The organism is Rhodococcus sp. IEGM 1306 (genome assembly GCF_036541985.1).
GTDB classification, from domain to species: Bacteria; Actinomycetota; Actinomycetes; order Mycobacteriales; family Mycobacteriaceae; genus Rhodococcus_F; species Rhodococcus_F qingshengii.
Genome location: NZ_JAZHFF010000001.1, coordinates 1,102,530 through 1,122,350 on the forward strand (window position 1 = coordinate 1,102,530; position 19,821 = coordinate 1,122,350).

Here is a 19,821-nt window from a genome sequence, read left to right on the forward strand (position 1 = left end):
CTACTTTCTGGCTTGATTTTTCCTGCTACGCACGAACGGCGCGTCACTCCGAATCGGAATGACGCGCCGCGCGCAGTGAGTTCTGTTGGAACCGAGAGGATCAGGCCTCTTCTGCAGCCTCGTCGGCGGCGGGAGCTTCTGCGCCCTCTTCGAGGTCTGCCTCGGTGGGTGCAGCAACGACGTTGACGATCAGGGTGTCGGCGTCAGCCTGCAGGGTCGAGCCCTTGGGCAGTTCGAGCTGGCTGGCCAGGATCTGGGTTCCGATCTCGAGACCCTCGACCGAAACCTCGATCTGCTCGGGGATGTGAAGCGCGTCGGCCTCGATGGAGATCGTGGATGCGTCCTGCGCGACCATCGTGCCTGCAGCAGCATCGCCGACGACGATGACGTTCACGTCGATCGTGACCTTCTCGCCCTTCTTGATGACGAGGAGGTCGGCGTGCTCGATGTAGTTGCGGATGGGGTGCACGACGACCGACTTGGTCAGTGCAACCTGCTCCGTGCCCTCGATGTCGAGGGTGAGGATGGCGTTGGTGCCGTGTGCACGGAGGATGGCGGCGAAGTCGCGAGCCGGCACATTGAGGTGGCGGGGATCTTCACCGTGGCCGTACAGAACCGTGGGGACCTGGCCGTCACGACGTGCGCGGCGAGCTGCGCCCTTGCCGAATTCGGTGCGGACGACGGCGACGAGGTTGTTTTCTTCAGACATGATGAAACGGCTCCTACAACTCACGGGGTTCGTGCTCGGTTTACTGACGTGTGGTTTTGCCTGCGGCAAGGCGGACAGGCGCGCACACGGCCAGGAGCGAAACGCTCGAGCTGAGCCGTAGCCGCGTCGATCACGGTAAACCTGCAACGTGTGGAACTGCTGCGATTCACCCTCGCCGAGACAACTTTGGATACGTTACCGGAGTTTGCTCCCGGCCGCTAATCGCAGGTGGTGGGGACCTGGCCGTGTGGACGTGGTTCGCGTCACATCGAAAGCGGTAGCCTGACGGAGTGACCATCGTGGGGAACGCTCCCGAAGGCAGTCGGCTCGGTGCCGTCGTGCCGGGTACCGACCTGTCGCAGCATGCTCGCCTACTCAGTCGGGTGCACGACGCAGTTCTCTCCGGCCAGGAACCACCGGCGCAGCCGCGGACCGTCGTGGCGCGGTCGTGGTCGAGGGTGGCCGCCGGCGGGCTCACGCCGGATCACTGCGGTGCGTCTACTGTCGCCGATTTCTCCGAGTTGGAGGCGAGGCGTTCGCGTACCGCGCTGCGAAGCGTTCTGCCCGAACTGCGAACCACGCTCACCGAGGTCGCCGAGGACGCGGGCTTCATCGTGGTCGTTGCCGACGCCGACGGTGTCCTGCTCTGGCGCGAAGGGGCGAAGACCGTCAAACGTGCGGCGGACGCTCTCGGGTTCGCGGAAGGCGCACGCTGGTCGGAGCAGTCGGTGGGGACCAACGCGATAGGTACCGCGCTGATCGAAGACTCTGCGGTGCAACTCTTCTCGGCCGAGCACTATGCGCCCACGCATCACAATTGGTCGTGTACCGGCTCGCCCGTGCACGACCCACGGACGGGCGAGATCCTGGGCGTGGTGGACATCAGTGGATCCGCAGCTTCGGTGCATCCCACCACCGTCGCGCTGGTGCGCACCGCGGTTCGCCTCGCGGAGGCGACGCTGTGGCGCGAGCACGCGGCTTCGCTCGAGCGCCTGCGCTCGCGGGCGGCACCGCTGTTCGCGGCAGGAACAGGTCCGGCATTGGTGGTCGACGAGTACGGCTGGGTGGCCGGCGCCAGCGGGATTGCCGCGCCCGACCGCGTGGCAGCACCCAGTGCGGGAAAGCCCGTCATCGTGCCAGGTCTGGGGATGTGTCTGCCTGAGCCGCTCGGAGACGGCTGGCTGTTGCGCACCGGCGTCGGCGGGCCGTTGATCGAGCTGGAGCTGGCCCTCGGCGCATCGCCGCAGGTGACGGTGCGTGGTGACGCCAACTGGACGCGCGCGCTTTCGCCGCGTCACGCCCAGATCTTGCGGGCACTGGCAGCCGTCGGTTCGGCAGGTGTGGATGCCGCAGGCCTGAGCGAAGTGCTCTTCGGTGATCGCGAGCATGTCGTGGCAGTGCGCGCCGAGGTGTCCAGACTGAGGAAACACCTCGGCGCGGTCCTGCAGACTCAGCCGTACCGCTTTGCCGAGGGCGTGCGAGTTGTGGTGATCTAGCGCGCCGCGCTGATTCCGGCACGACGTCCGAAGAAGCTGCCGTCGCCGAGACTTGTCCCGCTGGCGTAACCGCCCGCACAGACACCGGACGTGCAGCGACCCGCTGCGAAAAGTCCGGGGATCGGCGCACCCGAGACGTGCAGAACCTCGGAATCGACGGTGGTCTTCAATCCTCCCAGCGTGAATCCGCCTGTGCGGCCACGGAGATCGATTGCCGCGAACGGGCCGACGATCGGCTTCACCCACTCGGACTTCTTGCCGAGCACCGGATCCGAACCTTCAGCCGCGTGCCGGTTGTAGAGGTCGACGGTGGATTGCAGCGATCCGGCGGGCAATCCCATCTCGCCTTCGAGTTCCTCGACGGTCTCCGCCACCCAGCTCGGCTGCGCCCGCAACTGTGCACTGGACGATTCGGCATTCATGCCTTCCTCGTACGCAGCTTCGTCGATCACGAGGAATGCCTGGTTGTCCTGCTGGAACAGCGTTGCCTGGCCGACGCGGCCGGGGTAGGTGTCCTCGGGGATGTATCGCTGACCGCGGCCGTTGACAAGAATGCCGCGCACCATCAACTGCGGGTCGCAGAAGAACGCGACCTCGGTGGCGTCCATGTGTGCGGTGTCGGCGCCGAGTGCCTGACCGATCTGGATTGCGCGGCCGTCGTGCGCCTCGATGGAGGCCGCCGGGTGGCCGAAGATACGCGGTGCGTTCGAGCGCACCATCTCGTTGTTGTACGCGAAGCTGCCCATCGCCAGCACTACGCCTTTGCGGGCACGAATCGCGACATCCTTGCCGTAGCGCTTGGCGACGACGCCGACAACCCGATCGCCGTCTACCACCACAGTTTGGACGCGCAGATCGTATTCTGCTCGGACGCCGAGCTTTTCGGCCGTCTCGACGAGTGGCTTCATCAGCATGTAGCCGCCGCCCTTCTCGCCGGTGTTCTTCTCGGACATCTGCGGAACGTGTCCGCGGGGCGCGGGGTCGACGAGGGTGTTGAACGGCGCGGCGTTCTCGCCTCCCGAGTACATCAGGCCGTCGTCGTACGGCGGTTCCCAGCCGGGCTGACCCCAGAACGATTCCTTGAACGGGACCCCGGCGTCGACGAGCCAGTTGTAGTGATCGACGCTGCCCTCGCAGTACGCGTCGATCTTCGTATCGTCGGTTCCGGGGCCGAGCGCTGCCTTCATGAACGTCTTCATGTTCTCGACCGAGTCCTCGAACCCGCACGCCTTCTGCAACGGCGTTCCACCGCCCAGGTAGATGAATCCACCAGCCAGTGACGCGGCTCCGCCCCAACCGCCCGTCCGCTCCAGGACGAGCACCTCGGCGCCGGCACGAGCTGCTTCGATCGCAGCGGTGACGCCGGCGATGCCGTATCCCGCGACGACGACGTCGGCCTCGTAGTCCCAGGTGGTGATGTCGGCAGCGGAGATCGGTCTGACGGTGGGGTCGGCCATGCGAATAGTCCTCTCGGAAGGCGAAACTGCTGATCACCCCACAGTTGCAGTTTCGACTTCCGCAGATCAGGCATGGTCCCGGTCAACGGGAGGTTTGCAAACTCCTCACCGCGCCCAGAAATGTGTCCAGGTCGGCTTCGTCGACGAAGTAGTGCGGCGATGCGCGAACCACGGCGTCGAGTCCGCGGGCATCCATGTCGAGGAGGGTGGACCCGCGACCGCTGACGGTGACGGTGATGTTCTGTGCTGCAAGCTGATCCCGAACCAGGTGCTCGGAAATACCGTCGACGGTGAAGGAAACGATGCCGCTCAGATGGGTTCCTCGATCGCGGACTTCGACTCCGGAAATCGCTGCCAGACCTTCCCTCAGCGTGACTGCTCGGGATTCGATCTGCTCCCACGCCGTGTCGGTGCCGATCGAGAGCAGATAGTCGGCGGCGACGCCGAGACCCAGGCGCGCCGCGACACTCGTTTCCCAGAGTTCGAATCGTGTTGCATCCGGCGCAGGGACGAAGCTGTTCTCGCCGGTCCATTCCGCTCCGTGCAGGTCCATCGCAGCGGGTTCGAGTGCGTCGACGAGTCCGGGGCGGACGTACAGGAATCCGGTTCCGCGTGGCCCGCGGAGCCACTTGCGGCCGGTTGCGCTGAGGGCGTCGACGCCGAGTTCGGTGACGTCGATGGGCAATTGGCCGACGGACTGGCATGCGTCGAGCAGAACGAGCGAGCCGTGGGCCCTCGCGAGTTCGACGACCTCGCGAACGGGGTTGATCAGGCCGCCGTTGGTGGGGACGTGGACGACGGAGACGACGCGAACCCGATCGTCGAGCATGTTCTCGAGTGCGTCGAGGTCGATGCGTCCGTACTGATCGCTCGGGATGATCTCGACGTGGGCACCGGTCGAACGCGCCCGCCCCAGTGCAGCGATGGCGTTGCTCGCGTATTCGACTCCGCTGATGAGAATTCGATCACCGGGTCCGAGCGGAACGGCAGCGAGGAAGTCGTTCCACGCGCGGGTCGCGCTGTCCGTCAAAGCGATATCGGTTGCCTGAGCACCGATGACCCGGGCCAGCGAATGGGGAACAGCAGCGAGGGCGCCGCTCTGACGAGCAGCTGCGACGTATCCGCCGACGTCGGCTTCACGTCGCAGGTGCTCGATCATCGTGGCCGGCACCGGCTCGGGCGGGAGCGAGGATCCCGCGCTGTCGAGGAACACCTTGTCAAGGCATCCGGGAGTGTCGCGGCGGATCGTGTCGAGATCGAACATGGCACCTTCCGTTCATGTCGGTGTGGTTCAAACTACCTGTGAACGAAGCTGTCCCGATGGAGCGAAGACTGGGCACGGCCGATGCCGTGGTGATCGGCCTCGGCGCGATGATCGGCGCCGGAGTCTTCGTGGTGTTCGCGCCCGCTGCCGCAGTAGCCGGTACCGGGTTGCTTGTGGGCCTGGCGATTGCAGCGTTCATCGCATTCTGCAACGCGACGTCGTCGGCGCAGCTTGCGGCCAGATACCCCACTTCAGGTGGGACCTACGTCTACGGACGTGAGCAGCTCGGACCCTGGTGGGGGTTTGCCGCCGGCTGGTCGTTCGTGATCGGGAAGACCGCGAGCTGCGCGGCAATGGCTCTGACTTTCGCGACGTATGTTGCGCCTACGGCGTGGCGTGTCCCCGTCGCGGTATTGGTGGTGGCAGCGCTGGTTGCAGTCAACTACCGCGGAGTCACGCGGACGGCGCACATGGCCAGGGTGATCGTCGCCGTGTCGACGACGGCGCTGTGTGTAGCGCTGGTGGTTGCCGTCGTCGGTCCTGGTGCGGTGCGCGAGTTCCCGGATCTCGCATTCGGGTCGTGGTACGGCATTCTGCAATCGGCGGGACTGCTGTTCTTTGCCTTCGCCGGGTACGCCAGGATCGCGACGCTGGGGGAGGAAGTGCGTGATCCGCGTCGAACGATTCCGCGGGCGATCCTGATCGCACTCACCGTCGCCGTCATCCTCTATGCGCTGGTAGCGGTGGTGCTGTTGGTGACGCTGGGACCTGATCGGCTGGCGAATTCGGCGCGACCACTGGCAGATGCGGTGGGCGCAGTCGGGTGGAGTTGGGCCGTTCCCGTAGTGGTGATCGGTGCCGCGGCGGCGTCGGCGGGGGCGCTGCTGGCTCTGATCGCCGGCGTGAGTCGTACGGCGATGGCGATGGCCCGCGAGCGCGATCTGCCAGTGGCCCTCGCTGCAGTCCATCCACGGTTCGGGGTCCCTCACCATGCGGAACTTGTGGTCGGTGCCGTTGTGATCGCCTTGGTCTCGACAACCGATCTTCGTGGGGTGATCGGCTTTTCGTCGTTCGGAGTGCTGCTCTACTACTTCGTCGCGAACGTGAGTGCGTACAGCCAACGCGGTGTGGACCGGATGTATCCGAAGTGGCTGCAAGCGGTCGGCGCGGCTGGTTGTGTCGTTCTGGTGGTCACACTTCCGTGGATCGCGGTTGTTTCCGGCGCAGGTGTGGTTCTGGCCGGTTGTGGGTACCGGTGGATACGACTGAAGAAATTCAACGACACGTAACACCACAAAGGGTGCATCTCGGACGTTGGCGTTCTATCGTCGGTAGCGACCGCGAAGACCGCCCGAAGGGGAAGTCGAATGGTGACAGCAGCGTTGACAGCAGCACAGACCACGCAGGTGGATTCACGTCCTGCGGCCGAGGCCTACGTCGGTGGTGTGTGCTTCAAACAGGGGCCACCCCGTTTGGTCGGAGCTGAGCTCGAGTGGCTGACCAGCCAGGTTCCCGGTGGGGAGCGGCCGTCAGCAGCGACTCTGGCAAAGGCACTCGGGCGACACGCACCCACCAGTATCGACCCGGATTCACCAGCGGTTCCGCTTCCTCGTGGCAGCCTCGTCACCGTAGAACCTGGCGGACAGATCGAACTCTCGTCAGCGCCGCGGACGTCCGCCCGAGAACTGTGTGACTGTCTCGACGAAGACCGTCGTACTCTTGAAACACTCCTCGCGTCGTACTCCATCGAAATCAGTTCTGCCGCGGCCGACGTCGCCCGCCCACCTTCCCGGATTCTCCGGTTGCCACGTTATTGCGCAATGGAATCCCGCTTCGCCGGGATAGGACCGTACGGCACCTTGATGATGTGCAATACAGCAGCAGTGCAGGTCAGTGTCGATGCCGGCGGCAGCCCGGAGTCCATTGCCCAGCGTTGGCGGCTCCTCGGGGACATGGGGCCGGCGCTCATCGCTGCGTTTGCGTGTTCTCCACGCTTGCAAGGGGTTCCGAGAGGGGATTGGGCGTCCCAACGCATGCGGACGTGGCTCGAACTCGATTCCTGGCGAACGGTCGCAGTCCCGGAAGTGCAGGACTACGCCGGCTGGGCGCTCGATGTTCCGCTGATGTGTGTGCGAAACGAGGGCGACGATTGGACGGCTCCGCGGGGTGCCACTTTCGGGGACTGGATAGACGGCGCTTTGGATGCCGAGATCGGACGCCGACCCGTCTGGGCGGACTTGGACTATCACCTGTCCACGCTGTTCCCGCCGGTTCGCGCTGTCGGCCATCTGGAGGTTCGCTACATCGATGCGCAGCCGGGAGATCTGTGGCGAGTACCGGTAGCAGCGATCGACGCGTTGCTGTCCGGGCCTGCCGTGATGCGTGAGGCGAGTGATGCCGCAGCGTCGACGGCCGGGAGATGGCGGGATGCGGCAGAGTACGGTTTGGACGACGTCGAACTGCGTTCGGCGGCAACCTCTCTGATGTCGCTTGCCGCGTCGTACGCGCCGGAGCCGCAGTTTGTCCGTCTTCTCGATGCCGCAGCCGAACGGTGTTGTCGCGCAATTGTGCCCGGTGAGAGCGACACATGACGGGGGAGATCACCAAGGAAGCGGTCGAGGCCGTACTTCTGCGAGCGCGTGAACGGTCGACGCTGCTCACCGACTGCGTCGACGATACCGAATTGGTCGCTCAGCATTCTCCGTTGATGAGTCCACTCGTGTGGGACCTGGCGCATATCGGCAATCAAGAGGAACTCTGGCTGGTGCGAGATGTCGGTGGCCGCGATCCGGTGCGTAGCGACATAGACGAGCTGTACGACGCGTTCAAGCATTCGAGATCGTCGAGACCCACACTTCCCCTGCTCAACCCGGCCGAGGCGCGCGAATACGTACGTACGGTTCGCGGGAAGGTCTGGGATGTGCTCGAAGCCAGCACCTTCGGACGCACAGAACTCGACATGGACGGTTTTGCCTTCGGGATGATCGCGCAGCACGAGCAGCAACACGCCGAAACCATGCTCGCAACACACCAATTGCGTTCGGGACCCACGGCACTCGTTGCCACACCCGCTCCGCAAGCGGCCCGCATGCCGGAACTCGACGAGGTCACGATCCCCGCCGGCCCCTTCGTCATGGGGACCGACGACGAACCGTGGGCACTCGACAACGAGCGCACTGCGCATCAGGTCTATCTCACCGACTTCGCGATCGACAGATTCCCGGTCACCAATGGGCAGTTCGTCGAATTCATCGAGGACGGCGGCTATTCCCGACCGGAACTGTGGTCTCGAGACGGTTGGCGGCATCGCGTCGACGCGAAGCTCCGTGCACCACTGTTCTGGGAACGCGACAGTTCGGGTTGGTGGCACGAGACTTTCGGCGTCGAGGCTCCGGTCCCACCGGACAAGCCCGTCGTGCATGTGAGCTTCTACGAAGCCGAGGCCTACGCGTGCTGGGCAGGCAAACGGCTTCCCACCGAGGCGGAATGGGAAAAGGCCGCGCGGTGGGATCCGGAATCCGGAAGATCGCGACGATTCCCGTGGGGGGACGTGTCCGCAGACGAGAAACTTGCCAATCTCGGTCAGCGCCATCTCGGTCCCGCCGGCGTCGGCTCGTACCCGGCGGGTGCATCGGCAGCAGGTGTCGAGCAGTTGATCGGTGACGTGTGGGAGTGGACGTCTTCGGGTTTCCATCCGTATCCGGGTTTCCGGGCCTTCCCCTACCGGGAGTACTCGGAGGTGTTCTTCGGCGGCGACTACAAAGTGTTGCGAGGGGGATCGTTCGGGACCGACAGCGTTGCCTGCCGGGGGACGTTCCGCAACTGGGACCACCCGATCAGGCGCCAGATCTTCTCGGGTTTTCGCTGCGCCAGAACGATTTCGGGTAGATCCTGACATGTGTCGGCACCTCGGGTATCTCGGGCCGCCGCGTTCGGTTCGTGAACTCCTCCACGACGGCGAGAACTCACTGATGCGACAGTCGTGGGCACCTCGCGAGATGCGTGGCGGCGGGACCATCAATGCCGACGGATTCGGCGCGGTGTGGTGGAACGGTGGAAGGCAGGGACGGTACCGCAGTATCTCGCCGATCTGGTCGGACCCGACAGTCGACGAGACGTTGTCCCACATCATTTCCGGATCCGTTCTCGCCGCCGTACGTTCCGCGACGGAGGGGATGGCCGTCGAGATCGGCGCCTGCGCACCGTTCGTCGACGGAACCTACGCTTTCAGCCACAACGGAGCGGTATCCGGTTGGCCTGGCTCACTCGCCGACTTGGCAGCAGAAGTTCCGGCCGTCGAATTGCTGAAGATGCCCGCGCCGACGGATGCTGCCTTGTTGTGGACAGTGCTTCGGCATCGGTTGAAGTCGAAGCCCGCGGAAGCCGCCGTGACGAGCCTGGTTCACGATGTGGCTGCGGCGGAACCGGATTCACGATTGAACCTCCTGTTCGGCGACGGGCAGGAACTGTGGGCCACGGCGTGGGGCCACACGTTGTACACGCGGGTCGACGAGTCGCGGGCACTGATCGTTTCCGAACCGTCCGATGGTTCGCCGGACTGGGAGCAGGTGCCGGACCGGCACATCGTCTGCGCGCGTCCCGGCCATTTGATCATCACCCCGATACCGATGGGAGAACAATGAAAACCCCTACGCTCGAGGTTTATCTGACACCGGCCGAATCGGTCGACGCATTGCGAGCCGAGGCCAGGGAGGGCTTGACCGCTACGCCGAAGTGGCTCTCGCCCAAATGGTTCTACGACGCGCGTGGAAGTGAACTGTTCGAGGAGATCACGGCCTTACCCGAGTATTACCCCACCCGTACCGAACGCGGCCTGCTCGCTCGGTACGCCGACGAGATCGCGGCGTTGACCGAACCCGAGATCCTGATCGAACTGGGTTCAGGTTCCTCTGAGAAGACGCGGTTGCTCCTCGACGCGATGACGGCTCGCGGAACTCTGCGAACGTATGTACCGCAGGATGTTTCGGTGACGGCCCTCGAAGGTGCGGCGCAGCAAGTCGGTGCCGAGTTTCCCGGAATCGAGGTGGTAGGGGTGGTCAGTGACTTCACCGGTTCGCTGCATCATCTCCCAGGTGGTGGACGGCGGGCGGTCGCGTTTCTCGGTGGAACTCTCGGCAATCTCGTTCCGGCAGAACGCGCCGAGTTCCTCTCGGGCATTGCAGCGGTGCTCGATCCCGGTGAGAACCTGATCCTGGGCGTGGGATTGGTGATCGATCCCGCAGTCCTCGTGCCCGCCTACGACGACGCTGCCGGTGTGACTGCGCAGTTCAATCTCAATGTTCTCTCGGTCCTGAACAAGCAACTGGGAGCGAACTTTCCCTTGGAGGACTTCCGTCACGTCGCGCTCTGGGATGCCGAGAACGAGTGGATCGAGATGCGCCTGGAAGCACTTCGTGAAGTCTCGGTGCACATCGACGACCTGGATCTGGAGATCACCTTCGCAGCGGGCGAGCAGCTGCGCACCGAGATCTCGGCGAAGTTCACCGAGGAGGGGATTGCCGCGGAACTCGCGTCCGCGGGCTTCGGGGTACGGAAGGTGTGGACGGATCAGGATCAGCGCTTCGCGTTGTTGTGCGCGCAGCGTGCGTGAGCGTTCTCTAATCGACTCGAAACGCGGGTTTCCGCGTCTGGGAACGACTTCTGTGCGCTCGGTTCCGGCAGCGCAGACCGATTTGTCTGTTTATAGTGAGGCGCAGAACGGTTTCCGACCCGAGGAGAACGCGTGCGTCATCCGAAGCTCGCCGCATTGACCGTGGCCCTGACTGCAGTACTGGTGATGCCGGTAACGCAGAGCGTGGCTCAACCATTCCCCTTCGACCCCGGCAGTTTCGGCAACGGAAGCACCGGATCGTTGGGGAGCGACGACCCGGACATACCCATCGAGGACACCCTCCCGCAGTTGTCGGTCACCACACTGGTCGACGGACTCGACCACCCCTGGGACGTGGTGGCGGCCCCGGACGGTGCAATCCTGACCGGACAACGATCCGGCGGATTCTTCGTTCGCCGAGGCGACAACACGACAGGTCCAGTCGCTGCTGACCTTTCGGATCTCTACGCGCAGTCCGAAACCGGGCTCATGGGCATCGCGCTTGCTCGCGACTTCGCTCAGTCGCGCACCTTGTACACCTGCCAAGGATTCAGCGCTGGGGGAGTCACGGACGTTCGAGTGATCGCGTGGACCGTCGACGCCGGATGGACCGCACTCACGCGAACCGGAACTGTATTGCCAGGAATCCCGGTCTCGTCCGGGCGTCACGGGGGTTGCCGAATTCTTGCGGCGCAGGACGGAACGCTGTTCGTCGGGACGGGTGACACCGCGACGCCGAGCGTCCCCCAGGATCCGAATTCGCTGGGCGGCAAGGTCTTGCACATCAACGCCGACGGAACTCCGGCGGCGGGGAATCCGAATGCTTCCAGCCCGGTCTACACGCTCGGGCACCGCAACGTCCAAGGCTTGGCCGTGCAACCCGGAACCGGCCGGGTGTACTCGGTTGAACAGGGCACAAGTGTCGACGACGAAGTCAACCTGCTTACCCCCGGCGGAAATTACGGCTACCGCCCGGATCGGCTTCCCGGAACGTACGACGAATCCGTGCCGATGACCGACCCGGTGCGAGTGCCGGGAGCAATTGCGGCGGTGTGGCGTTCGGGTAGCTCGACGTTGGCTACCGCCAGCGCTGCCTTCACCGGTGGAGCTGCATGGGGTGCCTGGGACGGTGCGCTCGTAATGGGTGGCCTCAAGAGCAAGGAACTGATCTTCCTCCGCCTGAATGCCGACGGACGCTCGGTCGACGCGCAGACCTTCGGGTTGGAGAACCAGTTCGGTCGCTTGCGGTCGGTGACCCCGACGCCCGACGGCTCGCTCCTGGTGACCACCGACAACGGCGCCGGCGACAAGGTGCTGCGGGTGACGCCCACGCCCTGATCTTCAGTACCAGGCGATGACCCGGCACGGACCACCCGAACCACCCGCATGCGTCGGCGCTCCCACCATCACCGTGGCGCCGACGGCCGGAAGTGCGGACAGATTTGCGATGGCTTCGACTGCGTACTTTCCTGAGCCCAAAGCGCTTCGGTGAGCCCCGTGGGTGGTGCTTCGGCCCGCGTCGATGCTGAGGGTGTCCGAGCCCACGGCGACGATGTTGCGCTCGCGGACGAGAAAGTCGATCGCCTCGGGGTTGAATCCCGGTGTGTGTTGCACGCCGAGTGCATCTCGATTCGTGAAGGCGCCACCGGCACCGGCCCGGGTATCCCAACCCGAGTTCATCGCAACCAGGCTGCGGGGAGCGATGGTCCCGTGAAGGGACTCCCAATCGAGGATATCCTGGCGGGTGAGCAGTGTGTCGGGGTCGACGGAGGCTCGGGCACTGATGTCGACGACCGCAATCGGCACGACGAGGTCGGCGACGGGAATCTTCTCGACGGTGATTCCGTCCGCACTGGCGTGTGCGGGAGCGTCGATGTGAGTACCAGTGTGTTCTTCTAGGCGGAGTTCGTTGAGGTAGAAGTTTCCACCTGACTCGGCGGAGCCGAGCGAGCCCAGAGATCCGGCGGCGTCGGCGATCTTCGCCAGGTTCCTCATCTCGAACGAGCGCGCGCCCGGCCACACCGGGAACTCCGGCGTCAGTACGTGGGTCAGATCGACAATGGTCCGACCCGATGGCGTTGCCGACGCAGTGGGCTGTACAGCGCCGGCCATGACGGTCGCGCCGAGGGCACCGGTGCCCAGCGCCGCGAACATCGATCGACGGCTGATCTTCCTGCCTTCGCGTCCGATCGATTCGTAGACCTCCGACAAGACCTTCGGTGAGCACATCAGAAACTCCAGATCACTGGGATCAACACCGTTGCAACTATCAGGAACCACAACAACATCGGGAGTCCGAGCTTCCAGTAGTCGCCGAACTTGTAACCACCAGGGCCCATCACCATCATGTTCGCGGGAGTGGCTACGGGCGTCAGGAAGGAGGCCGCGGCAGCGACGGTGACCGTCATCAGAAGGGGCAGCACCGAGATGTCGAGTTCGATGGCGACCGAGATCGCGATCGGCGTGATGATCAACGCGGTTGCAGTGTTGCTGATCAGCTGGCCCAGAGTCGCCGTCACGACGAAGAGTCCAGCGACGACGACATACGGGCTTGCCCCACCGACGACGTCGACAAACGCATGCGCGAGCTTTTCGGCCGCGCCGGTCTGCTGGATTGCGGTCGACAGCGGGATCATTCCGCCGACGAGAATCAACGTGGTCCACGAGATGGACCGATGCGCCTGCTCGACGCTGATGACTCGTAGCAGCACCATCGCACATGCCGCGAGGAGTCCGGCTATCGCGGACGGCACCAATCCGAACGTCAGCATCACTACCATCGCCGCAACGACGACGAGAGCGATGACCGCGCGGGTTCCCAACGGGGCTGCCTGCTTACGGATCTGGGCAGGTGCGTCGACCACGAGGACGTTCGGATCGACGGCGGTGTGGGTGTCGAGATCGTCCCAGCTTCCTTGCAGGAGAAGCGTGTCACCGGCCGCCAACTTGACGCCCTTGGGGCCGCAGTCCTCACCGGCGCGCTGGACTGCGAGTATCACCAGATCTCCACTGTCGGTCACCATGCCCGGAAAAGCCCTGTCGCCGATCATTTCCGAGCGCGGCGGGATGATCACTTCGACCACGCCGTCGTGCTTGGTGATCAAGGGCTCTGCGGACGGCGCATCCTTTCCCATGAGCTGATACTGCTTCGCGAGGGTCTTGGCATGCCGGCTCAGGTCAGGCGACATCGACGTCCCCGCACGATGGGGGAGGACGTGAGGACCGAGAAGTACGGCGATCGCAATCGTTCCCAATACGAGCGGCGCACCGACCAAGGTGAAACTGAAGAACCCGAAAGCACCGGCCCCGGATTCCTCGGCGGCTTCGGAAACGATGATGTTGACCGGTGTTCCGGTCAAGGTGAGCATCGATCCGGCATGGGCGGCAAATGCCAACGGCAGAAGCAGTTGTGACGTCGATTTACCGAGACGTACCGCCAAGACGACCACCATCGGTACCAACGCGGCTACGGCCCCGTTGACGCTGATCAATGCGGTCAACGCGGCAACCAGCAACATGATCGCACTCACGAGACGGACTCGGGATTCGCCGACTTTAGCCAGCAGTTTCTCGCCCGCCCACGTGGTGACACCGGTGGCGTCGAGGGCTTCGCTGACGACAAAAAGCGCGGCGATGAACACCACCGTGGGATCGCCGAATCCGGCGAGCGCCTGCTCCATCGTGATCACACCGGTGGCGTACAGCGCCAGGGCAGTGCCGATCGCGATGATGCCGACCGGGATTCGGCCGATCACGAACAGCGCCACGACCAGTGCAAGCACGACGAAAGTGATGGTGATGTCATTCACGATTCGTAAAGGTACCTGCTCATACAGAACGGCCCCGTCTCGCAAGTGAGACGGGGCCGTGGGACGGACGCGAGGAGAATTAGTTGGAGGCGGCGATGCGGGCCTTCTCGAGAGCGGCCAGCGTGCGAAGAACCGTGGCCTTCTGCTTGTTCAGATCGCTCAGTCGTGCGCGAGCCGGCAACCCTTGTGCGAGTTCGGCGACCTTGATCTGCTCGTCGATCGAACCGAGCTGATCGAGAAGCCCTAGGACGCGCGTCTGGAGCGTGTCGATGTCCACGGTGTCGGTCTTGACCGGAGCGGCAACACGCGTCGCTGTGCCCGTGCTGGCGGGGCGGGAAGCGCGTGCGGGTGACGTGTCGGCGACAACCGTTGCGGCGCGGGGCCGAATTGCCTTGCGAACAGCGGCCGCATCAGGAAGGACGTCCATACGGATCTCGTTCAGGACTCGGCGGGCCTCGCGTGCGTTGACGCGGTACTCGCGCTCTTCGTCGTCGTCGGACTGCAGCGTGCCGCCGAGCGGGCGCAGACCGTACATGCCGAGGAAGCGCTTGGCGTCGTCGATGATGCCTTCGTTTTCACGGCATTTTCCGCAGCGGGGTTCGTTGCGGAACATGTCCACGGAGTTGTCGTCTCCGCACCAGACACAAGATCCTGGGCGCCACCGCCGGATCGTCGGAACTGATGAATTCAGGGAATGAGATTCGGGCCGGGATTCCAGGGTTTGCGCGTCGATCACGACGAGCCACACTAGGCGAAGATTGCGGCGCGGTGAACACCGCCCCAACATCGACCTGGGTTTCTCGACGGTAGCGTGATCAAGATCATGCCAATCGTCGCATTCGGCGGTATTCGTGTGTCCCACAGGTGGTTTCATGATGACCGGGTGGTCTGTTTCTGAGAGGTTCACGAAGACGACGACGGGCGCGTACCGGTGACCGTGAAGTCACAGGTACGCGCCCGTAGTGCGGCGCGAGACTAGGCGCTGCCGTTGAACAGCGAAGTCACAGAACCGTTCTCGAAAACTTCCTTGATGGTGCGAGCGAGCAGCGGTGCGATGGACAGCACCGTCAGCGTCGGGAACTTCTTCGACTCGTCGATCGGAAGTGTGTTGGTGACAACAACTTCCTTCGCGCCACACGTCGACAGACGCTCGGCCGCAGGGTCGGAGAGGACGCCGTGGGTTGCAGCGATGACGACGTCACCTGCACCGGCCTCCTTGAGCACCTTGACCGCGCCGGCGATGGTTCCGCCGGTGTCGATCATGTCGTCGATCAGGATACAGGTGCGACCTTCGACCTCACCGACGACGCGGTTGGACTTGACCTGGTTGGGTACCAACGGGTCGCGCGTCTTGTGAATGAATGCCAGCGGTGCTCCGCCGAGCGAGTCGGCCCACTTCTCGGCGACACGAACGCGGCCCGAGTCGGGGGACACCACCGTGATGTTCTCGAGGTTGTAGCCCGCGCGAATGTGGTTGGCCAACTGGCTGTGTGCGTGCATGTGATCGACGGGGCCGTCGAAAAAGCCCTGGATCTGATCGGTATGCAGGTCGACCGTGATGATGCGATCGGCGCCGGCGGTCTTGAGCAGGTCGGCAATCAGGCGAGCGGAGATCGGCTCGCGTCCGCGATGCTTCTTGTCCTGGCGGGCGTACGGGTAGAACGGAAGAACGGCGGTGATGCGCTTTGCCGATCCACGCTTGAGAGCGTCGATCATGATGAGCTGCTCCATCACCCACGTGTTCAGCGGTGCCGGATGACTCTGCAGGACGAACGCATCGGAGCCGCGAACCGACTCTTCGAATCGAACGAAGATCTCACCGTTCGCGAAGTCGCGCGCGGTCTGCGGGGTGACGCGGATGTCGAGTTCCTTCGCCACCTGCTCCGCCAACTCGGGATGTGCGCGACCCGAGAACAACATCAGGTTCTTCTGGTTGTCGATCCAATTCGCAGTCACTGGTTCATGCCGTCCTTTTGTACTTGCCGGTCGATCTGGTGGTGATCTGTGCTGTCTGTTGTGCAGGGCTGTCAGGTTGTTGCAGGGCCGTCAGGTTGTGCAGCTGCTGCAGCGGCATCGGCCGCGGGTGTGCCGGGACGATTCTTCTGGACCCAGCCCTCGATGTTGCGCTGCACCCCACCCGAGACGGCGAGCGCCCCAGGCGGTACGTCGTTCTTCAAGACCGTGCCCGCACCCGTGTATGCGCCGTCTCCCACGACGAGAGGGGCGACGAACATGGTGTCGGAGCCTGTTCGGACATGCGACCCCACCACAGTACGGCTCTTGTTCACCCCGTCGTAATTGACGAAGACGCTCGAAGCTCCGATATTGCTGTGATGGCCGATGGTGGCGTCGCCGACGTAGGTAAGATGCGGAATCTTCGAATGCTCGCCGATATCCGCGTTCTTGGTCTCCACGTAGGCGCCGATCTTGCCGTGTGCCCCGAGGCGGGTACCAGGCCGGAGATAGGCGAAGGGGCCCACAGCCGCGTCCGCGCCGACAACGGAGTCGGTCCCGTGCGAGCGGACGACTACTGCGCGCTCACCGACGGTCACGTTGTCCAAGGTGGTATCCGGGCCGATCACGGCGTCTTCGCCCACCGAGGTTGTGCCGGTCAACTGAACTCCGGGCAGGAGCGTCACGTCCTGTGCGACGTGCACGTCGCAATCTATCCATGTGCTCGCAGGATCGACGACGGTGACGCCGGCACGCATCCACTTCTCGAGGATCCGACGGTTCATCTCGCGGGCGAGCGTCGAGAGCTGCACGCGATCGTTGGCGCCCGCGACGAGAACCGAATCCGCGATGTGCTGAGCACGAACACGCTTGCCCGCGCGACGGGCGATCATGATCACATCGGTGAGATAGAACTCGTGTTGTGCGTTGTTGGAGTCGAGGGACGCCAGCGCGTCGCGCAGAGTTTCGAAGTCGAAGGCGTAGACCCCTGAATTGACCTCGGTGATCGAGCGCTGCGAATCGGTGGCTTCCTTCTCCTCGACTATGGCGTTCACCTCGCCGTCCGTCGTACGAAGGATTCGCCCGTAGCCGGTGGGGTCGACGGCCGTCGACGTCAACACCGTCACCGCGGCCGCGGGAGCAGCCGTGTGCTGGGCGAGGAGGTCTGCGATGGTCTTTCCGTCGAGCAGAGGCACGTCGGCGGCTGTGACGAGTACGGTCCCGGAGAAGTCGGCCGGCAACCCCTCGAGCCCACAACTGACAGCGTGCCCGGTGCCCTTCTGCTCGTCCTGAACAGCGACGGTGACGGAACGGTCCAGTTCCCCGGCGACTGCGTTCACGGCTTCGGTGACACGCTCACGATCGTGACCGACGACGGTCACCAGGTGCGTGGGATTCAGTGAGGTTGCCGCGTGAAGCGAATGTGCCAGCATGCTGCGTCCGGCGAGAGTGTGGAGGACCTTGGGAGTCTTCGACTTCATTCGTGTACCGGCACCCGCTGCGAGAACGATCACGGCGGTCTGCACTGGTTTGAGCTCCCTCTGTCGATCAAACTGTCGATCAAGACATACATTCCGCTCGGGAAAGCATGTTGTTCACCAGCTCCGCCGCCAGGACTCGAACCTGAACTATCTGAACCAAAATCAGAGGTGCTGCCATTACACCACGGCGGATTGCCACGCATTGCCGAGCCTTGCGGCCGAACGCGCGAAAGAATAATCGCATGCCGACCCGCCGTAGGTCGAACCGCTCCTCCGATCGGGCCCCTGAAGTCCCGATAGGCTGAGCGTCCACAGCAGTAATTTGTGTGTCGGCGAGAGGAAGACAATGGCGACGGTGTCCGGTTCGGGTGGCGGGGATCCAGTTCCCGAACGAGTGACACGGATCCGGATGACCGGTACCCAACGTCGGCAACAGCTGATCGAGATCGGGCGGGCATTGTTCGCCGAACGGGGATACGAAGCGACCTCGATCGAGGAGATCGCCCAGCGCGCGAACGTGTCCAAGCCTGTCGTGTACGAGCACTTCGGCGGCAAGGAGGGGCTGTACGCCGTCGTAGTGGACCGGGAGATGTCGCGACTCCTCGAGATGATCACGTCTTCGCTCTCACAAAATCGCTCGAGAGTTCGAGTCGAGCGGGTTGCGTTGGCTTTGCTCACCTACGTGGAAGAGCACACCGACGGATTTCGGATACTCGTGCGCGATTCGTCCGTTGTCGCGCCCAGTGGGACATATTCGAGCCTCCTCAACGACGCGATCAGTCAGGTGGGCTACCTGTTGGCGGGGGACTTCTCCAGACGCGGTTTCGACCCCGGACTAGCAACGATGTACGCACAGGCGCTTGTCGGCATGGTGTCCACTACGGCTACTTGGTGGCTCGACGAACGGACTCCGTCGAAGGAAGTTGTCGCCGCTCACCTCGTGAATTTGTGTTGGAATGGGCTGACGAATCTGGAAGCCGATCCACAATTGGAGGGTTAACCAGGCGCGCCTGCCGCGCAGAGATGGATCGCGGTCTAAGCTGTGTTCGCTGTATCACGATCGTTTGATGGGCAAATGTCTCATTTGTTTGCAGGGTGGGTTGAATGCCGAACCGTGCCATCCATTTTGACGCTGTGAACGGGTAAGACCAAGAATTCGTTCGATGTGTGGTGATTGGAGGCCGGATCGATGGTGAGGCAAGAGCGGGCAGAAGCCACCCGTGATTCGGTGCTGCGCGGAGCAGCGGGTGTGTTCTTGCGCCTGGGCTATGCCAATGCCAGCTTGAGCGAGATCATCGCCGAGTCGCAGGTGACGAAAGGCGCCCTGTACTTCCATTTCGGGTCCAAGGAAGAACTCGCGCTGGCGGTGATAGACGAGGGTTCGGCACGTTTCGACGCAAAATGTGAGCTCTGGTTGGACCGTCGAACTCCCGCACTCGAGTCACTGATCGGTATTTCGTCGGTCATCGTCGACATCGGTGCGCATGACGCCATGGTTAGAGCGACGTTCCGCTTGTTGGTCGAGATCGGGGACTACCGGGGCTCCGGGCCGGCGACTCTGGACGTGTGGCTCGACATTTACCGTGAACTTGCCAGCCGTGCCGCCGACGAGGGTGATCTGCGTTCGGACGCGGATTCTGCTGACATTGCTCGTTTCCTGTTGGAAGTTGCGTCGGGAGTTCGGCTGATGGCAGCCGCGACCGGGACCGTTCGTGAGCTTTCGGACTCCATGAAGGCATCGTGGAATCTGATACTTCCGATCGTGGTCCCGGAATCGAAAGTGGAGTACTTCAGGCAATTCGCGGCCCGTCGCCTTGCCAGTGATCACTGAAATCACTGGCTCTCCGCACTGCTCCTTTGGTCAATTTGCTGCAAATGTCCTGGTAGGGACATTGTTCTCTTTGTTCTGCATTCGAAACAAACTGAGAGTATGTTTATAGTGTTGATGGGAATCTGGAAGTCCGATCTTGCCGTCAATCTTCGGATTGCGGTATGTTCTATCGGTAGCTGAAGAATTGCTGAGAATGAAGGTTTGTCAGGG

At 63.4% G+C, this 19,821-nt stretch carries 17 protein-coding genes and 1 tRNA gene; 9 read left to right on the forward strand and 9 right to left on the reverse strand.

Annotation, left to right across the window (positions count from 1 at the left end):
• Window positions 1-100: 100 nt before the first annotated feature.
• Entirely contained in the window at window positions 101-709 is a 609-nt protein-coding gene (locus V3587_RS05485) for a 50S ribosomal protein L25/general stress protein Ctc (protein ID WP_003946242.1), read from the reverse strand.
• A gap of 290 nt (window positions 710-999) precedes the next feature.
• Here V3587_RS05485 and V3587_RS05490 point away from each other — a divergent pair, with 290 nt between their 5' ends.
• On the forward strand, window positions 1,000-2,205 hold the full coding sequence (locus V3587_RS05490) for a GAF domain-containing protein (protein WP_191908640.1): 1,206 nt from the start codon (window positions 1,000-1,002) through the stop codon (window positions 2,203-2,205).
• Here V3587_RS05490 and V3587_RS05495 read toward each other — a convergent pair.
• Both V3587_RS05495 and V3587_RS05500 read right to left on the reverse strand, forming a co-directional pair.
• Window positions 2,202-3,662 (reverse strand): FAD-dependent oxidoreductase, encoded by a 1,461-nt coding sequence (locus tag V3587_RS05495; RefSeq protein ID WP_007728916.1) that lies wholly within the window; start codon window positions 3,660-3,662, stop codon window positions 2,202-2,204. The two genes, V3587_RS05490 and V3587_RS05495, sit on opposite strands and share 4 nt — an antisense overlap.
• An 82-nt stretch (window positions 3,663-3,744) precedes the next feature.
• A complete protein-coding gene (locus tag V3587_RS05500; protein ID WP_050654520.1) occupies window positions 3,745-4,926 on the reverse strand; it encodes an aminotransferase class V-fold PLP-dependent enzyme in 1,182 nt (393 codons plus the stop codon).
• Between the two features lie 14 nt (window positions 4,927-4,940).
• Between V3587_RS05500 and V3587_RS05505 the strand changes: the two genes are divergently transcribed.
• From V3587_RS05505 to V3587_RS05530, 6 genes are all read left to right on the forward strand, one after another.
• A complete protein-coding gene (locus tag V3587_RS05505) occupies window positions 4,941-6,215 on the forward strand; it encodes an APC family permease (protein WP_042448927.1) in 1,275 nt (424 codons plus the stop codon).
• A gap of 78 nt (window positions 6,216-6,293) precedes the next feature.
• Entirely contained in the window at window positions 6,294-7,517 is a 1,224-nt protein-coding gene (gene egtA / locus V3587_RS05510) for an ergothioneine biosynthesis glutamate--cysteine ligase EgtA (protein ID WP_003946302.1), read from the forward strand.
• On the forward strand, window positions 7,514-8,821 hold the full coding sequence (gene egtB / locus V3587_RS05515; protein ID WP_042920949.1) for an ergothioneine biosynthesis protein EgtB: 1,308 nt from the start codon (window positions 7,514-7,516) through the stop codon (window positions 8,819-8,821). The genes egtA and egtB overlap by 4 nt, the downstream gene beginning before the upstream one ends.
• A 1-nt stretch (window position 8,822) precedes the next feature.
• The gene (gene egtC / locus V3587_RS05520; RefSeq protein WP_283376189.1) at window positions 8,823-9,569 is read left to right on the forward strand and encodes an ergothioneine biosynthesis protein EgtC; all 747 of its coding nucleotides are present in this window, start codon (window positions 8,823-8,825) and stop codon (window positions 9,567-9,569) included.
• Window positions 9,566-10,537 (forward strand): L-histidine N(alpha)-methyltransferase, encoded by a 972-nt coding sequence (gene egtD, locus V3587_RS05525; RefSeq protein ID WP_283376190.1) that lies wholly within the window; start codon window positions 9,566-9,568, stop codon window positions 10,535-10,537. The genes egtC and egtD overlap by 4 nt, the downstream gene beginning before the upstream one ends.
• 132 nt (window positions 10,538-10,669) lie before the next feature.
• On the forward strand, window positions 10,670-11,875 hold the full coding sequence (locus V3587_RS05530; RefSeq protein WP_054188780.1) for a PQQ-dependent sugar dehydrogenase: 1,206 nt from the start codon (window positions 10,670-10,672) through the stop codon (window positions 11,873-11,875).
• 3 nt (window positions 11,876-11,878) lie between these two features.
• Here the strand turns inward: V3587_RS05530 and V3587_RS05535 are convergent, their stop codons facing one another.
• From V3587_RS05535 to V3587_RS05560, 6 genes are all read right to left on the reverse strand, one after another.
• Complete coding sequence (locus V3587_RS05535; RefSeq protein ID WP_054827666.1) at window positions 11,879-12,766, reverse strand: cyclase family protein; 888 nt, start codon at window positions 12,764-12,766, stop codon at window positions 11,879-11,881.
• Complete coding sequence (locus V3587_RS05540) at window positions 12,766-14,346, reverse strand: SLC13 family permease (protein WP_007728891.1); 1,581 nt, start codon at window positions 14,344-14,346, stop codon at window positions 12,766-12,768. The genes V3587_RS05535 and V3587_RS05540 overlap by 1 nt, the downstream gene beginning before the upstream one ends.
• A gap of 79 nt (window positions 14,347-14,425) precedes the next feature.
• Window positions 14,426-15,082 carry a hypothetical protein gene (locus tag V3587_RS05545; protein ID WP_030536285.1) on the reverse strand — a complete coding sequence of 219 codons (657 nt, stop codon included), beginning with the start codon at window positions 15,080-15,082 and terminating at the stop codon, window positions 14,426-14,428.
• A 239-nt stretch (window positions 15,083-15,321) separates the two neighbouring features.
• On the reverse strand, window positions 15,322-16,302 hold the full coding sequence (locus tag V3587_RS05550) for a ribose-phosphate diphosphokinase (RefSeq protein WP_003946284.1): 981 nt from the start codon (window positions 16,300-16,302) through the stop codon (window positions 15,322-15,324).
• Between the two features lie 71 nt (window positions 16,303-16,373).
• Complete coding sequence (gene glmU, locus V3587_RS05555; RefSeq protein WP_076948394.1) at window positions 16,374-17,825, reverse strand: bifunctional UDP-N-acetylglucosamine diphosphorylase/glucosamine-1-phosphate N-acetyltransferase GlmU; 1,452 nt, start codon at window positions 17,823-17,825, stop codon at window positions 16,374-16,376.
• 76 nt (window positions 17,826-17,901) lie between these two features.
• Window positions 17,902-17,972: transfer RNA gene (locus V3587_RS05560), tRNA-Gln, on the reverse strand.
• Window positions 17,973-18,126: 154 nt separating this feature from the next.
• Between V3587_RS05560 and V3587_RS05565 the strand changes: the two genes are divergently transcribed.
• Together V3587_RS05565 and V3587_RS05570 are read left to right on the forward strand one after the other, a co-directional pair.
• Window positions 18,127-18,780, forward strand: a complete 654-nt coding sequence (locus V3587_RS05565; RefSeq protein ID WP_003946303.1) for a TetR/AcrR family transcriptional regulator — start codon at window positions 18,127-18,129, stop codon at window positions 18,778-18,780.
• 189 nt (window positions 18,781-18,969) lie between these two features.
• The gene (locus V3587_RS05570; protein WP_283376191.1) at window positions 18,970-19,611 is read left to right on the forward strand and encodes a ScbR family autoregulator-binding transcription factor; all 642 of its coding nucleotides are present in this window, start codon (window positions 18,970-18,972) and stop codon (window positions 19,609-19,611) included.
• The last annotated feature ends 210 nt before the right edge of the window (window positions 19,612-19,821 follow it).